Annotated in this window: 10 protein-coding genes and 1 pseudogene; 5 read left to right on the top strand and 6 right to left on the bottom strand. The window is 37.7% G+C overall.

What is annotated here, in order from left to right; all coding sequences use genetic code 11:
• Window positions 1-18 precede the first annotated feature (18 nt).
• From AC2H4K_RS06900 to AC2H4K_RS06915, 4 genes and pseudogenes are all read left to right on the top strand, one after another.
• A complete protein-coding gene (locus AC2H4K_RS06900) occupies window positions 19-1935 on the top strand; it encodes an OmpA family protein (protein ID WP_281141639.1) in 1917 nt (638 codons plus the stop codon).
• 288 nt (window positions 1936-2223) lie between these two features.
• Entirely contained in the window at window positions 2224-7974 is a 5751-nt protein-coding gene (locus tag AC2H4K_RS06905) for an FIDD domain-containing protein (RefSeq protein WP_493743001.1), read from the top strand.
• Window positions 7975-8006: 32 nt separating this feature from the next.
• Window positions 8007-8912, top strand: coding sequence for a PorP/SprF family type IX secretion system membrane protein (locus AC2H4K_RS06910; RefSeq protein WP_493743002.1), 906 nt, complete (start codon window positions 8007-8009; stop codon window positions 8910-8912).
• A gap of 21 nt (window positions 8913-8933) precedes the next feature.
• Window positions 8934-10848: pseudogene (locus AC2H4K_RS06915) on the top strand (OmpA family protein).
• Window positions 10849-10907: 59 nt separating this feature from the next.
• Here AC2H4K_RS06915 and AC2H4K_RS06920 read toward each other — a convergent pair.
• A complete protein-coding gene (locus AC2H4K_RS06920) occupies window positions 10908-11456 on the bottom strand; it encodes a YciI family protein (RefSeq protein WP_281140866.1) in 549 nt (182 codons plus the stop codon).
• Window positions 11444-11920, bottom strand: coding sequence for a CYTH domain-containing protein (locus AC2H4K_RS06925; RefSeq protein ID WP_281140865.1), 477 nt, complete (start codon window positions 11918-11920; stop codon window positions 11444-11446). The genes AC2H4K_RS06920 and AC2H4K_RS06925 overlap by 13 nt, the downstream gene beginning before the upstream one ends.
• A gap of 30 nt (window positions 11921-11950) precedes the next feature.
• On the opposite strand from AC2H4K_RS06925, the gene dinB reads away from it, so the two are divergent.
• Window positions 11951-13066, top strand: a complete 1116-nt coding sequence (gene dinB, locus AC2H4K_RS06930; protein ID WP_281140864.1) for a DNA polymerase IV — start codon at window positions 11951-11953, stop codon at window positions 13064-13066.
• Here the strand turns inward: dinB and pyk are convergent.
• From pyk to fabF, 4 genes are all read right to left on the bottom strand, one after another.
• Window positions 13063-14508, bottom strand: coding sequence for a pyruvate kinase (gene pyk, locus AC2H4K_RS06935; protein WP_493743003.1), 1446 nt, complete (start codon window positions 14506-14508; stop codon window positions 13063-13065). The genes dinB and pyk overlap by 4 nt on opposite strands.
• A 4-nt stretch (window positions 14509-14512) precedes the next feature.
• Window positions 14513-14992, bottom strand: a complete 480-nt coding sequence (locus AC2H4K_RS06940; protein ID WP_281140862.1) for an IPExxxVDY family protein — start codon at window positions 14990-14992, stop codon at window positions 14513-14515.
• Window positions 14993-15125: 133 nt separating this feature from the next.
• Entirely contained in the window at window positions 15126-15869 is a 744-nt protein-coding gene (gene rnc / locus AC2H4K_RS06945; RefSeq protein WP_281140861.1) for a ribonuclease III, read from the bottom strand.
• A 7-nt stretch (window positions 15870-15876) separates the two neighbouring features.
• The gene (fabF, locus tag AC2H4K_RS06950) at window positions 15877-17127 is read right to left on the bottom strand and encodes a beta-ketoacyl-ACP synthase II (protein WP_281140860.1); all 1251 of its coding nucleotides are present in this window, start codon (window positions 17125-17127) and stop codon (window positions 15877-15879) included.
• Between the last annotated feature and the right edge of the window lie 8 nt (window positions 17128-17135).

Below are 17135 nucleotides of genomic sequence, written 5' to 3' on the forward strand. Positions count from 1 at the left end.
GTTAAGCTAATAACAATTATGAAAAACTTAAAAACACTTTTATTTATTACCTTGATGGGTAGTTTAAGCTTAACTGCTCAGAACAAGGACACCAAAAAAGCAGACAAGCACTTTGACAGGTTCGAGTTTGTGGATGCTGCTGAAGACTATACAAAACTTGTCGAAAAAGGAAAGGGCGATGCCTACGTTTACGGAAGGCTTGCTGAGAGTTACTATAACATCTTCAACACTGTAGAGGCTGAGCGTTGGTACGCAAAAGCTCTTGAGGCTTCTGAAACAGATGATCCTGAAGTGGTGTACAAGTATTCTCAGATGCTAAAGGCCAATGGTAAGTACGAAGAATCTAACCAACAGATGGAACGCTTTGCTTCTATGAGACCTTCAGACGATAGAGCTATGGCTTACAAGGCTAACCCTAACTACCTGCCTAAAATCTTGGAACAAGGCAAAAAGTTCAACCTTCAGAATGCGGACTTCAACTCGGAGCAGTCGGACTTCGGTGGTACGCTACACGATGGTAAACTTTGGGTAACCTCTGGACGTAACAATAGCAGAAAAACCTATGGATGGAACGACCAACCTTTCTTGGATGTCTACTCAATGACTAAGAACTCGGATGGTTCCTACCAAGCTGCGGAATTAGCTAATAACAAAATCAATACAAAGTACCATGAAGGTTTAGTGACCTTTACTCCAGATGGTAAGACCATGTACTTCTCTAGAGAAAGTTATTTTGAAAAGGATTATGAAAAGGATTCATTGAGTAAGGTAAGATATAGCCAACTGTACCTTTTCAAGGCTACAAAACTTGGTGATGATTGGGATACTGTGGAAAGCTTGTCTATTAACAGTGAGAACTACTCAGTAAAGAATCCTGCGGTAAGCCCAGATGGTAGCACACTATACTTTGCTTCAAACATGCCAGATGGTTACGGTGGATTTGATATCTACAAAGCGACTATAAATGATGACGGTACCATTGGTGAGCCTGTTAACATGGGACAGAAGATAAATACAGAGGGACAAGAAATGTTCCCTTACGTTAGCAGCAACAATACGCTGTACTTCTCTTCTAACGGTCACTTGGGACTGGGTGGTCTTGATGTATTCTATACCAAGGAAGTTGATGGTAAATGGACTCCTATCAGAAACGTAGGTATCCCTGTGAACAGTAATGCAGATGATTTTGCCTTTACTATCGATGAGGAAACAGAAGAAGGCTTTGTATCTTCGAACAGAGAGGGTGGAAAAGGTAGTGACGACATCTATTTTGTTAAGAAGCTTCAACCGTTGTGTGATGTGATGATTCTTGCTACGGTATTAGATGATAAGACTCGTGAGCCTATAAGTGGTGCTGCGGTATCTTTGTTCGATGCTGAGGGTAACAAAGTAGTATCAAGAACAACTAATGCTGAGGGTGTTGCTGAGTTTATGGTAGAATGTGAGCAAGATACGGAACTTGAAGTGGTTATGGACGGCTTTGAAAGTAAAAAAGTGCCTGTAGCTGGTTCTGGTGAAGAAGAGGTTAATGTACAGATATCTCTTGATCCTATTGAGAAAATCATCGTGGCTGATAAGGTGGAGCTAAACCCTATCTTCTTTGAGTTCGATAAGTCTAACATTACTGCGGAAGCGGCATTTGAACTGGATAAACTGGTACAGGTGATGAACAAGTACCCAGAAATGGTTATTAAGGCAACTTCGCATACTGATAACAGAGGTCCAGATAGCTATAACATGGCGCTATCGGACAGAAGAGCTAAGACTACCGTACAGTATGTCATCTCTAAAGGTATCGATGCTTCGCGTATATCTGGTGTTGGAATGGGCGAATCTGAACCGCGTATCGACTGTGCTAGTGGTTGTACTAAAGAACAGCATGCTGATAACAGACGTTCTGAATTTATTATCGTAAATACTCAGGAAAACGAGTAACGTTTGTTTATATAAAATGTTAAAAGGTCTATCACTTTAATAAGAGATAGACCTTTTTTCTTGCTAATATTTCAAAAACCTAAACCTTTCATCGAAAATAAAAGTATTTAATCTATTATAACAATGTTAACATCATGTTAATACTCATTTTTTTTAAATTCACCAATGCAGACAAAGGTTAAGCGACACAAAGTACTGCGACAACATTATCTATGTACCAACAAAAAATATTCCTTTCTAATTTAAATATTGGAAGGGTTTAATATTTACTAACAAACCTATTAACTAATGAAAAAGATTACCTTATTTCTTGTCATGCTAGGGTTCTGTATTACTGCAAGTGCCCAATATGATTTTACCCCAATCGTGGGGCCGACAAACGTAGCATCAGGATCGCCAGTAACAATTAGTCTTAACGATGTGGCTAATTCAACTGGTGTGCCCAGCTCATCTTCTGGTGCTTACGACTCCTTCTCTATTACGGTAGACTGGGTCGCTGGTGGAGGAAACCCTTGGTCCTCCGAAGCAGATCTCACATTCACAACAGCCGCTGGCTCTGTAACTGTAGACCCGCCAACAACTGGTGGACTTAACAGTAATGCAAATACCACCCTTACCTTCGTAGGTGACTTAGCAGGTGCTTATGACCCTGCTTCCGATGGCTATATAGATTTAGTATTAAATCAAAGTTTTGGTGGATCAGATGCAGATTGGTCCAATATTGTGGTGACTCTTTTCGAGGCTCCAACCTGTATTGAACCAAGTAATATGGTTGCTAGTGCTATTACTGCTACTACAGCTAACTTAGATTGGACTATTGGTTTGTCTGAAACAGATTGGAATATTGAATATAATAGTGGAGGAGATTTCACCCCAGGAAATAGTGAAGCTGAAATTTCGATTTCACCAACAGGAACTCCGACTGCAGCTTTAACTGCACTAACACCTGCCACAGAATATTATGTATACTATCAAGCAAACTGTGGTCCTGGTGATTTAAGTTTATGGGTTGGCCCATATATTTTTACAACGGAGTGTGTGACATTTACAGCCCCTTATTCTGAAGGTTTTGAAAATGGTGGATCTATTCCACTTTGTTGGTCTATGGATGGTGGTGAAGATTGGTTTTTTGATGACGACCCTGGTTTTAACCATATCGGAAATAACGGCACTATGACAGGCACTACGGCAACTAATGGCTATTTTGCTTGGTGTGACTCTTCTGGTACTGATGGTGTAAGAACACTTACAAGTCCATTGGTAGATGTGTCTGCTTTAACAACACCTTCTCTTTCTTTCTATGAAATAAGCGATAACGAAGGTAACGCCAACTCACAACTCGATGTTGAAGTTTGGGATGGTGCAGCTTGGAACAATATGGGGACTTATAATACCAATACTGCTGGATGGGAACTTAAAATTATTGACATTAGTACTTTAACAATTACAGGTGATGTACAAGCTAGGTTCATCTTCTCTGAGATTGTAGGTACTGACTTCTATGATGACATAGCAATAGATGATGTAACTTTTGATGAGGCTCCAACTTGTTTTGATCCTACATTTTTAACGGCAAATGCAATCACTGCTACTTCTGCTGAATTAGCTTGGACGCAAGGTGGTAGCGCTGTTGATTGGAATATAGAAGTGGTTACTGCTGGTACACCTCCAACAGGAACAGCTACAAATGCTGGTGTAACTAATCCTTATACTGTAACTGGTCTTTCACCTGCTACTGATTATGAATACTACGTACAGACCAATTGTGGCGGCGAACTTAGTGGTTGGGTTGGTCCTTTTACCTTTACAACAGAATGCTCTACTTTCGTAGCACCTTATACCGAAGGTTTTGAAAATGGTGGTGTTATCCCGCTTTGTTGGACTATGGATGGTGGTGAAGATTGGTTTTTTGATGATGACCCTGGATTTAACCATATTGGAAACAACGGAACTATAACAGGTACAACAGCAACTAATGGTTATTTTGCATGGTGTGATTCTTCAGGTAACGATGGTGTAAGAACCCTAACAAGTCCGTTAGTTGATGTTTCTGCTCTTACAACACCTGCACTTTCTTTTTATGAAATCAGCGATAATGAAGGTAATGCTAACTCTCAATTAGATGTTGAAGTTTGGGATGGTGCTGCATGGAACAATATGGGCACTTACAATACTAACACGTCTGGTTGGGAACTTAAGATCATTGATTTGAGTGGACTTACCATTACTGGTGATGTACAAGCTAGGTTTATTTTCTCAGAAATTGTTACTGGTGATTTCTACGATGATATCGCTATCGATGATGTAACTTTTGATGAGGCTCCAACTTGTTTTAGTCCAACTCAATTAACAGCTACAAACCTTTCTCTTACATCTACTGAGGTGAGTTGGACAGATGCTGTTGCCGGCTCTTGGAATATTGAATATGGCCCTTCTGGTTTTACTCAAGGAACTGGTACGGTAGTTACAGGTGTAACAAACCCATATACTATAAACGGACTTACAGCAGATACATATTATGAATTCTATGTGCAAGCTGTATGTGGAGCTGGTGATGTTAGTGCTTTTGCTGGACCTCTAGAATTCTTTACAGGATATTGTGTCTCTGAACCAACTAGTAATGATGGAAATGGTGTTAATTATGTTACACTGGGTATTACTAACTTCCCTAGTTTAGGTGATGTAACTTATGAAAACCAAACTTCACCTGTCGTTAATGCCTTCCAAGGCATTGAAACTACTGTGGAAATTGAGTTTGGACACACTTTCACTTACTATACCAACATATGGATAGATTTTAATGATGATTTAATTTTTGATGCTTCTGAATTAGTATTCCAAGGAGAATCTGCAGGCGGAGCTAATCCACATATATTAGACGCTTCATTTATAATGCCTATTACTGCTACTCTTGGCCAGCATAGAATGCGTATCGGAACAGCCGATTCTGGTCAGGCTACACCAGATCCTTGTTACAATGGTACTTGGGGTGTTACGCTAGATTTTACTGTAAACATACAGGAATTATTATGTACACTTCCAGATGCCAACTATACCGTGACACCGGATTGTGCAGGAAATCAATTCTTTATTGATGTAGATGTCACAAGTATGGGTGATGCTGCAACATTAGAACTTTCTAACACCTATGATGCCAACACAGTTCAAGCACCTAATGTCGGTTTATACCAAGTTGGTCCGTTCCCTTTTGGTACTTCTGTAAACGTTTTTGTGATGAACGAACAAGATAATAACTGTACCATTAGTAGTGATACGTTTGAGTTATTAGCTTGTCCACCTGTAAATGACAACTGTGTTGATGCTACAGTTGCTGCTGTAAACACTGATGGTGAGTGTACTGTAGTAACTCCTGGAACATTACTAGAAGCCACTCCTTCAAGTACACCTGCTGGATCTTGTGCTGGTAACCCAGATGATGATGTTTGGTTCCAATTTGTTGCTAATGATGACACACAACTTATCACATTAGAGAATATAGTTGGTTCATCTACAAATCTTGATCATGGTTTATATGAAGGAACATGTGGGTCTTTAACGGAAATATATTGTTCTACAGAAGCTTCTATAATAACACCAACTTTAACCGTTGGAAATACATACTACATACGAGTATTTTCTTTTGGATCTAACAGTGAAGACACAACTTTCGATTTATGTATAAGACCAGGTCTTGATAATGTCATTGTAGATCAAACTACTTATACTGTTGAGCAACTTGTCCAAGATATTTTAATTGGTGGTGAATGTGCTCAAATATCAAACATTACTTATTCAACAGGTACAGATTATGGCCAAGATAATGGTATAGGTTATTTCTCAATGTCTGGTGACGGCATTGGATTCCCTTTTGATGAAGGTATTATTCTAACATCTGGAGATGCAAGTTTAGCTTCTGGGCCAAATACAAATGCAATGAGTAATGGAACTTCTGCTTGGCCTGGTGATAATGATTTAGAAAATGCAGTAGGTATTACAACTACAAATAATGCCTCAATAATTGAGTTTGATTTTGTTCCACTTGCGGCTCAAATAAGCTTTGACTTTTTAATGGCCTCTGAGGAATACAATGGCGGCTCTTTTGAGTGTACTTTTTCAGATGCATTTGCATTTCTTTTAACCGATTCTAATGGTGTCACTACTAATTTAGCTGTATTACCTAATACAACAACTCCTATCTTAGTAACTAATATCCACCAAGCGAATACAAGTTGTGGTGCTGAAAACGAACAATATTTTGGTGGTTATATCCCTGATAACTTACCGCCTATTTCATTTGATGGTAGAACAACCGTTTTCACTGCACAATCGGCAGTAAATGTTGGGGACACATACCATATTAAATTAGTTATAGCTGACCAAAGTGACTCTGCTTTCGATTCTGGAGTATTCTTACAAGCAGGTAGTTTTGATCTTGGTGAATTAAACTTAGGTGAAGATATTACTATCTCTTCTGGTGAAGCAACATGTTTAGGTGAACCTATAGTTCTTGATACACAAGCACCTAACCTACAACACGTATGGTTTAAAGATGGTATACAGATTCCAGGTGAAACTTCTTCTACTCTAACAGTAACAGAGCCTGATTTATATACTGCACAAGTAATTTTCTCAAGTCAATGTTTCTTAACTGATGATATAGTAGTAGAATTCTTGCCACCTCCAGTGCTTAATGAAGATCCTTCAGATCTAGAAAGTTGTTCTGCTACTGATGAAGCTCCATTTACTTTAAGTGATAATGATTCTGTTGTTTTAGGAAGTTTAGACCCTTCAATGCATACTATTTCATATCATCTTTCTGAAAGTGATGCAGAAAACAATTTAGCACCGATAACGGATTCACCTTATATAAACATATCTAATCCTCAAACTGTTTACGTTAGAGTACAAGACAATGTTACAAGTTGTTATAGTATAGCTTCCTTTGACTTGATTGTAACTGATCCTACTCATACAGCTGAAAGTGTAGATTATAGTATTTGTAACAGTGATGGTGAAGCAATTTTTGATCTTGGGTCTCATGATTCAAGTATTTTAAATGGTCAAGATGCTTCTCAATTTAATGTAACTTATCATTCGTCTGAGACTGATGCTATTAATAATCAAAATCCATTAGCTGACTCTTATACAAGTATGGGTGAAACTGTTTATGTACGTGTTGAAAGCATAAGTAATCCTTATTGTTATGTAGTCAATAGCTTTAGTTTAATTGTAAGTAGTCCTTCACATACTGCTGAAAGTGTAGACTACATCGAATGTGGAAATGGTGTTGAAGCTACTTTTGATCTTGCTTCTCATTCTTTAGACGTCTTAAATGGACAAGATGATACGCAATTCAATGTTACGTATCACTCATCAGAAGCTGATGCTGAAAATGATGAAAACTCATTACCTTATTCTTACAATAGTACAGGTGAAACTGTTTATGTACGTGTTGAATCAATTGACAATGAAGGTTGTTATGTAGTCAACAATTTTGATTTAATCATCGGAACTCAACCACAAGCCACGTTCGATCCATCATATGATTATGAAGTATGTCCAGGTGCTACGGTATCCATTGAGATTGCCCTTGTGCCTACCAACTTCAGTGTAGAGGATGTGACCATAAGCTGGTACTATGAAGGTACACAGATTAGCGGTGAGAGCGACCTTGTCCTTGACAGTGGCGTACTACTAAGTGGTGAGTACTCTGCTGAGATCATGTTCAACGATACGGGTTGTACAAACACTGTATACACAGATGTGGTAGAACTTGATTTCTGTGATTTCCCGCAAGGTATATCTCCTGGTGTATCACCTGGACAGAACGATACCTTCGACTTAAGCCCGTTCGATGTAACAGAGCTTAAGATTTTCAACAGAAACGGTACTCTAGTATACTCTAGAAGCAACTATATCGATGAATGGCACGGACAAACCAATAGTGGTGATGAGCTTCCTGTAGGAACTTATTTCTATACCGTGATATACGAAGGTGGTGCTAAATCGAAAACAGGATGGGTATACATCAACAAATAAATTTGACTAACTGAATCAACTTAAATTATAACATGAAAAAACTCTCTATTATAGCGGTCCTGTTACTGGCGTTCCAGATGCAGGCTCAACAGGACCCTCAGTATACGCAGTACATGTACAATATGAACGTCGTTAACCCTGCTTATGCCGGGTCGAGGGAGAACCTTTCCTTCGGGCTCTTATACAGAAAACAGTGGTCTGGTATCGATGGTGCACCTGAAACGGGTACCTTCTTCGGGCACGCTCCTGTGGGTGACAATCTTGGTATCGGTCTGTCGGTTATTGCCGATCAGATCGGTCCCGTACAAGAAACCAATGTCTATGCTGACGTATCCTATACTCTTAGACTTGGCGGTGAGCACAACTTAGCTTTTGGGGTTAAGGCTGGTGCTACTTTCCATGATATTGGATTGACGGACTTGGTTGTACAAAATGAGGATGATCCGTTCTTTAACCAGAACATCAACTCGACAACACCTAATATAGGTGCAGGTTTCTTTTACTATACCAATAAGTATTATCTATCCCTGTCTGTACCGAACTTGCTATCTTCGGTGCACTTGGATGACAATGGCAACAACCTTGGTTCTGAAAGTCAGCACTACTTCCTAACTGGTGGTTATGTATTTGACCTCTCAGAGAACACAGAACTTAAGCCTTCGTTCTTGGTAAAGTCTTCTTTCGATGCTCCGACATCTTTCGATGCCAACCTGAACGTACGTTTCTATAAGAAACTTGAGTTCGGGGCTTCATACAGATTGGACGATTCTTTCTCTGGATTGGTAAACTTTGCCATATCACCTGCATTTAGAATCGGTTATGCATACGATGCGGTAACTTCGGATATAAAGGCCTATGCTCCTGCCTCGCACGAGGTTATGTTGCTGTTCGACCTTAATTTCCCTAAACGTGTCTCTCGTTCACCTAGATACTTCTAATCAGTTAAGCTAATAACAATTATGAAAAACTTAAAAACACTTTTATTTATTACCTTGATGGGTAGTTTAAGCTTAACTGCTCAGAACAAGGACACCAAAAAAGCAGACAAGCACTTTGACAGGTTCGAGTTTGTGGATGCTGCTGAAGACTATACAAAACTTGTCGAAAAAGGAAAGGGCGATGCCTACGTTTACGGAAGGCTTGCTGAGAGTTACTATAACATCTTCAACACTGTAGAGGCTGAGCGTTGGTACGCAAAAGCTCTTGAGGCTTCTGAAACAGATGATCCTGAAGTGGTGTACAAGTATTCTCAGATGCTAAAGGCCAATGGTAAGTACGAAGAATCTAACCAACAGATGGAACGCTTTGCTTCTATGAGACCTTCAGACGATAGAGCTATGGCTTACAAGGCTAACCCTAACTACCTGCCTAAAATCTTGGAACAAGGCAAAAAGTTCAACCTTCAGAATGCGGACTTCAACTCGGAGCAGTCGGACTTCGGTGGTACGCTACACGATGGTAAACTTTGGGTAACCTCTGGACGTAACAATAGCAGAAAAACCTATGGATGGAACGACCAACCTTTCTTGGATGTCTACTCAATGACTAAGAACTCGGATGGTTCCTACCAAGCTGCGGAATTAGCTAATAACAAAATCAATACAAAGTACCATGAAGGTTTAGTGACCTTTACTCCAGATGGTAAGACCATGTACTTCTCTAGAGAAAGTTATTTTGAAAAGGATTATGAAAAGGATTCATTGAGTAAGGTAAGATATAGCCAACTGTACCTTTTCAAGGCTACAAAACTTGGTGATGATTGGGATACTGTGGAAAGCTTGTCTATTAACAGTGAGAACTACTCAGTAAAGAATCCTGCGGTAAGCCCAGATGGTAGCACACTATACTTTGCTTCAAACATGCCTGATGGTTACGGTGGATTTGATATCTACAAAGCGACTATAAATGATGATGGTACCATTGGTGAGCCTGTTAACATGGGACAGAAGATAAATACAGAGGGACAAGAAATGTTCCCTTACGTTAGTAGCAACAATACGCTGTACTTCTCTTCTAACGGTCACTTGGGACTCGGTGGTCTTGATGTATTCTATACCAAGGAAGTTGATGGTAAATGGACTCCTATCAGAAACGTAGGTATCCCTGTGAACAGTAATGCAGATGATTTTGCCTTTACTATCGATGAGGAAACAGAGGAAGGCTTTGTATCTTCGAACAGAGAGGGTGGAAAAGGTAGTGACGACATCTATTTTGTTAAGAAGCTTCAACCGTTGTGTGATGTGATGATTCTTGCTACGGTATTAGATGATAAGACTCGTGAGCCTATAAGTGGTGCTGCGGTATCTTTGTTCGATGCTGAGGGTAACAAAGTAGTATCAAGAACAACTAATGCTGAGGGTGTTGCTGAGTTCATGGTAGAATGTGAGCAAGATACGGAACTTGAAGTGGTTATGGACGGCTTTGAAAGTAAAAAAGTGCCTGTAGCTGGTTCTGGTGAAAGAGGTTAATGTACAGATATCTCTTGATCCTATTGAGAAAATCATCGTGGCTGATAAGGTGGAGCTAAACCCTATCTTCTTTGAGTTCGATAAGTCTAACATTACTGCGGAAGCGGCATTTGAACTGGATAAACTGGTACAGGTGATGAACAAGTACCCAGAAATGGTTATTAAGGCAACTTCGCATACTGATAACAGAGGTCCAGATAGCTATAACATGGCGCTATCGGACAGAAGAGCTAAGACTACCGTACAGTATGTCATCTCTAAAGGTATCGATGCTTCGCGTATATCTGGTGTTGGAATGGGCGAATCTGAACCGCGTATCGACTGTGCTAGTGGTTGTACTAAAGAACAGCATGCTGATAACAGACGTTCTGAATTTATTATCGTAAATACTCAGGAAAACGAGTAACGTTTGTTATTAAATCATAATAAAAAAACGCTCTGATTTTCTTCAGAGCGTTTTTGTTTTTAGCGCAAAGGAAATCCTTTGGCTGCCCACCACGGATGGACTTCTATAACTAATCTTCCTGCTTGTACCATTGGATCGGAACTCGCTAAACTATCTGCCATTTTCAATGTTGGCACATTATAAATAGTTATACCTCTTATATCTCCATCATCACCAAAAGGTCCGGAAATGTCTGCATAACCTAATTCATACATGTTTCCTAAATGAGCTAAATGTTCTTCTTGAAGTAATGCTGCCTCTTCTTCATTTTGAGTTCTAATTGGTCCTCTTTTTAGAAAAGCTATAAAATACTGTTGCATCAAAATGGTATCTTGTGTTTTTTCATCTACATAGTCAAAAATTTCGTAACCTTCACTTTTTAGTCTTTTCTTTAAAACCGAAACAGATTCCTTTTTTTCTTCTACTTTTTGAACTTCAGGTTGCTCTTCAATAGTTTCAGTTTCAACCTTTGGCAATATCACTTCTTCCTTTGTTTGAGGTTCATCTTTACAAGATGAGAAACTCAAAACCACAATAACGAATACGACGATGTGTTTTAGTTTTTCCATAGATTATAAGGTGTTTTACTTAATTGTGAATTATAATATCTTACATCACCCGTTACTTCTCGAGCTAACCATTTTGGGTTTGTAAATTCTTCATTTTCGGAATGTAATTCTACTTCGGCTAAAATTAAGCCTTCATTTTCTCCATGAAATTCATCGACTTCAAAAGTATGCTTGTCTACTCTAACTTCATATCGTGTTTTGTCAATAACACCTTCTTCACAAAGCATTAAAAGCGATTCGGCTTCTGATATAGAAATTTCTTTTTCCCATTCAAAACGCGACAAACCATCATTTGAAGATTTTCCTTTTACAGTTAAAAACCCTTTATCTTCAATTAGTCTTACGCGCACAGTTCGTTCTTTATGACTATTTAAAAATCCTTGTTTTATGACATAACTGTTAAAGGCTTCTTGCTTAAAAGCTAATGAATTTACTAAAAATTTACGTTCTATTTCTACAGCCATTTTAAGGTATATAATGTCTAAATTTACAGCATGCTTAGCGATTTACCAATAAGAAAGATAATTCATGTGGATATGGACGCATTTTACGCCTCCGTAGCTCAGATGGATAATCCTGAATTAAAAGGTAAAGCTATTGCTGTAGGTGGAGGTGGTGACAGAGGTGTAATAAGTGCCGCAAGTTATGAAGCTAGAAAGTTTGGTGTAAAAAGTGCTATGTCTGGTCGATTGGCCATAAAATTATGTCCTGATTTAATTTTTGTTCGTACAGATTTTGAACGCTACAAAGAAATTTCTAATCGAATACGAAAGATTTTTTTTGACTATACCGATTTGGTAGAACCGCTTTCCTTGGACGAAGCATATCTCGATGTTACCGAAAACAAAATTGGACTTCCTAGCGCTACTTTGATTGCAAAAAAGATACGACAACGAATTTTTGACGAAGTAGGCTTAACGGCTTCCGCAGGCATCTCTATTAACAAGTTTATTGCTAAAGTGGCGAGCGATTATAACAAACCTAACGGCCAAAAAACGGTTAATCCTGAAGATGTACTCCAGTTTTTAGAAGATTTAGACATAAGAAAATTCTATGGAGTTGGTAAGGTTACCGCTGAAAAGATGTATCAAAAAGGAATTTTCACCGGAAAAGATCTAAAATCTAAATCATTAGAATATTTAGAAACTCATTTTGGTAAATCCGGAAAATATTACTACTACGTGGTACGAGGCATTCATACCAGCGAAGTAAAACCAAACCGTATTAGAAAATCTTTGGCCGCTGAGCGTACCTTTAGCGAAAATCTTTCTTCTGAAATATTTATGCTAGAGAAACTAGATCATATTGCAGACGAAGTTGCTAAGCGTTTGGCTAAAAGTAAAGTTTCTGGAAAAACAGTAACGCTAAAGATAAAATACAGTGATTTTACATTACAAACCAGAAGCAAAACGCTACCCTATTTTGTAAGCGAAAAAGCCATAATTCTTGACACAGCAAAAGATTTGCTATATCAAGAAAAATTAAACAACTCTGTTAGACTATTAGGTATTTCTTTATCAAATTTAAATACCGATAAAAAAGCTTTAGCACAAAAAATAGCAGACAAAGACAAAAAAACGGTCAGTGTACAATTAAAGTTTGAGTTTTAAAAACTACAACTCTCAATTTCTGTGACACGAAGTGTGTTTACCATACCTTTATCTTGTATAGGCATAGCTGCTAAACTGATAAGCATATCTCCTACTTCAAGGTAGCCTTTTTTACATGCTATGGCATTAACATCTTCTATAGTTTCATCTGTACTTACAAACTTATCATAGTAAAATGCCGTTACACCCCAAAGTAAACTCAGTTGAGTTAGAATTCTTTTATTAGATGTAAATACAAGAATGTGAGCACTTGGTCTCCAAGCCGAAATCTGAAACGCTGTGTAACCACTATTGGTTAATGTGGAAATAGCTTTAGCGTTAATTTCATTAGCCATGTTAGCCGCATGAAAACATATAGACTTAGTTATATAACGCTTAGTACGAATGTGTGGTGGAGATTGTGGTACTTCGATTAAGTGAGAATCTTCAACACTACGAATGATATTAGACATTTGTCTTATAACTTGTACAGGATATTGACCAACAGAAGTTTCACCAGATAGCATTACTGCATCAGCTCCATCCATAACAGAGTTGGCAACGTCATTAACCTCAGCACGTGTTGGTGTAAGGCTTGTGATCATAGTTTCCATCATCTGTGTAGCAATAATCACTGGTATTCTTGCACGTTTAGCTCTAAGTACCAATTGCTTTTGGATTAACGGCACTTCTTCAGCAGGAATTTCTACACCCAAATCACCACGAGCTACCATAAGACCATCACAATAAGCCACAATTTTGTCAATGTTTTCTACCGCTTCTGGCTTTTCAATTTTAGCTATGATTGGAATTTTATGATCACTATGCTCATTAATCAGTTTTTCCAACTGCATTAAATCTTCGGCATGACGTACAAAGGATAATGCAATCCAATCTACCTTTTGTCCAATAGCATAAATAGCATCTTCAATATCCTTTTCAGTTAATGCTGGTTGAGAAATATTAGTGTTAGGTAAGTTTACACCTTTCTTAGATTTTAATGGACCACCTTGAATCACTTTTGCTTTTACTTCAGACTTTCCATCTGTAGAAACAACTTCAAAAATCAATTTTCCATCGTCTAACAAAATACGTTCACCTGGTTTAGCATCTTGTGGGAAATTTTCATAGGTCATGTAAACACGCTCACGTGTACCTTCAAAACGTTCTCCTGTAGCAAAAATAATTTCATCACCTTCGTCAACAATAACCTCACCTTTCATAACTCCAACACGGAGTTTAGGGCCTTGTAAATCTCCTAAAATAGAAGCGTTGTAGCCATATTCTTCATTAAGCTCTCTTATCATTTTTATGCGCTCTGAAACAGCATCATAATCTGCATGCGAAAAATTGATTCTGAACACATTGGCTCCTTCATCAAGCATTGCTTTTAATACTTCTTTCTTACTTGTTGCTGGGCCTAAAGTGGCTACTATTTTTGTTTTCTTGTTTATTGCTGACATCAATTCAAAAAATTAAATGGTCTCTTGATTTTAATTTTAACGGATCTACCGTATAACTTGTTATTATTTCGGGTATAGCTTGTAACTTCTTTAATACTAAATGTTCATTTACATTCTGAATTTCATTAGATATTTTAATAAAATAATCTACCTTTTTATATTCAGAGATTAAATAATACGTTTTTAGGGTTTTTTCATTGCTCGCAAAGAGTGTCCCTGTACTGTACAAACTATCTTCCTCCTTTTTGCATATATTGGAAATTAAATTCCAAGTGATATACTGTGCTTCATTATTCCACTCAAAAAAACTATACGAAGATTTTAAGTATTCAAAATCCAAGTCTTCGTCTTTTCGTTTCAGGTTTAAGTCTAGATTTTTGTTAAGCAGATAGGCCAAACGGTAATCTTCTAATCTGCAATGGATAGCAATGAGTTTGTACTCATCGTCATAGAAATCATCAACCAGAAGTTTGTGTAAAGCCATATCATTATAACTTTAGTGGGTAAATATACTATAATAAAAGCTTAGTTTTATTAAGAATTGGTTAATCTTAACCTATAAAAAATACGAAAACGTTATCGTAAATCTTTTATCAAAGAAAAAATTAATCTTTCGATTATATTAATTTGGTAATTTGTTTTTGAAAAGCAAAAAAGGCACGTTTTGATGCTTTTTCTTCAGCTTTCTTTTTTGAAGTTGCCCTCGCTTTAGCTACAACTTTATCGTTAATGCTTAGTTTTACAGAAAAGTGTTTTAGTTCATCCTTGCCTGTGTCTTCATAAACATCATAATCAAAAGTGTTTTTTTCCTTTTGGCACCATTCTATCAGTAAGCTTTTGTAGCTTATAACTTTGCCTTCAAGAGTTTCAATATCTACATGAGGATTTATAACACGCTTGTAAATGAATTTTTCGCACAGCTTATAACCTCTATCTAAATAAATAGCACCAACCAATGCTTCAAAAAGGTTACCATGAATATTGTTTCCAAAATTAGATTTTGGAATACGACTTTTTACCAAATCTATTAAACCTAGCTCTTTCCCAAGTTCATTTAGATGTTCTCTACTTACTACTTTAGATCGCATTTTAGTAAGGTAGCCTTCATCTCCTTGTGGCACTTGCTCAAATAAATAGGCGGCAATTACAGAACTAAGCATGGCATCGCCAACAAATTCTAGTCGTTCATAATTTATAGGATGACCTTTTTCGTCCTTAAGATTCATAGAACGATGTGTAAAAGCCTTAATATAAAGCTCTTTAGACTTAGGCTTAAACTCTAAAATAGCTTTGAGTTTTAAAAAAAAATTCCCGTCTTCATCAGAACGGGAATTATTTAATATGTTACGAATGAAACTCATTCGGGATTTAATCTAATTTTTTGAATAATACACAAGCGTTATGTCCGCCAAATCCAAATGTATTACTCATTGCGACTTTAATATCTCGTTTCTGAGCTTTATTAAGTGTTAAATTCAATTCTGAATCTATGTTTTCATCCACAGTTTCGTGGTTAATTGTTGGTGGTATAATACCATTTTCGAGCGCTAGAATAGAAGCGATAGCCTCAATTGCACCAGCAGCTCCCAACAAGTGACCTGTCATGGATTTAGTAGAATTGATATTAATATTTTTAGCGTGGCTTCCAAATACTTCAGATATAGCTTTAAGTTCGGCAACATCACCCAGTGGAGTTGATGTTCCGTGTGTATTAATATGGTCTACGTCTTCAGGATTTAAACCAGCGTTCTCTAAACAATTTTTCATTACTGCTACAACACCTATACCATCAGGATGTGGCGCTGTCATATGGTAAGCGTCAGAAGATAAACCTCCACCAACAACTTCGGCATATATTTTAGCTCCTCTTGCTTTAGCATGTTCGTACTCTTCTAATACAATAGCACCTGCTCCTTCTCCTAACACAAAACCATCGCGATTAGCATCAAATGGTCTTGAGGCTGTTTCAGGACTATCATTTCTAGTACTCATAGCATGCATAGCATTAAAACCGCCCATACCAGCAATAGTAACAGCTGCTTCACTTCCACCTGTAATTACTACATCACAATGTCCTAAACGAATAGTGTTTAAGGCATCGATCATAGAGTTTGCAGAAGATGCACAAGCTGAAACAGTAGTATAGTTAGGTCCCATAAATCCATATTTTATGGAAATATTACCTGGAGCTATATCAGCAATCATTTTTGGGATAAAGAAAGGGTTAAAACGAGGTGTACCGTCACCAGCAGCATAGTTTAACACTTCGTCTTGAAATGTCTCTAAGCCACCTATACCAGCGCCCCAAATTACTCCTACTCTATATTTGTTTAAAGTTTCTAGGTCTAGTTTTGAGTCTACTATAGCTTCATCAGAAGCCACCATAGCATACTGCGAAAACTTATCCATTCGCTTTGCTAACTTTCTATCAATAAAGTCAGTAACTTCGAAGTTTTTTATTTCACAAGCGAATTGCGTTTTGAACTTTTCAGCATCAAAATATGTAATAGGTGCAGCACCACTTTTTCCATTAACAAGACCATTCCAATATTCATCTTTGGTATTGCCAATTGGTGTTAGTGCACCAAGACCAGTAACTACGACTCGCTTTAATTCCATAAAAACTT

Source organism: Winogradskyella sp. 266wxhm, from assembly GCF_058964685.1.

Coding starts and splice junctions, on each gene's coding strand:
- dinB (WP_281140864.1), top strand. CDS start 11,951: ATGCTTAGCGATTTACCAATAAGAAAGATAATTCATGTGGATATGGAC.
- AC2H4K_RS06905 (WP_493743001.1), top strand. CDS start 2,224: ATGAAAAAGATTACCTTATTTCTTGTCATGCTAGGGTTCTGTATTACT.
- AC2H4K_RS06910 (WP_493743002.1), top strand. CDS start 8,007: ATGAAAAAACTCTCTATTATAGCGGTCCTGTTACTGGCGTTCCAGATG.
- pyk (WP_493743003.1), bottom strand. CDS start 14,508: ATGTCAGCAATAAACAAGAAAACAAAAATAGTAGCCACTTTAGGCCCA.
- AC2H4K_RS06925 (WP_281140865.1), bottom strand. CDS start 11,920: ATGGCTGTAGAAATAGAACGTAAATTTTTAGTAAATTCATTAGCTTTT.
- AC2H4K_RS06900 (WP_281141639.1), top strand. CDS start 19: ATGAAAAACTTAAAAACACTTTTATTTATTACCTTGATGGGTAGTTTA.
- rnc (WP_281140861.1), bottom strand. CDS start 15,869: ATGAGTTTCATTCGTAACATATTAAATAATTCCCGTTCTGATGAAGAC.
- fabF (WP_281140860.1), bottom strand. CDS start 17,127: ATGGAATTAAAGCGAGTCGTAGTTACTGGTCTTGGTGCACTAACACCA.
- AC2H4K_RS06920 (WP_281140866.1), bottom strand. CDS start 11,456: ATGGAAAAACTAAAACACATCGTCGTATTCGTTATTGTGGTTTTGAGT.
- AC2H4K_RS06940 (WP_281140862.1), bottom strand. CDS start 14,992: ATGGCTTTACACAAACTTCTGGTTGATGATTTCTATGACGATGAGTAC.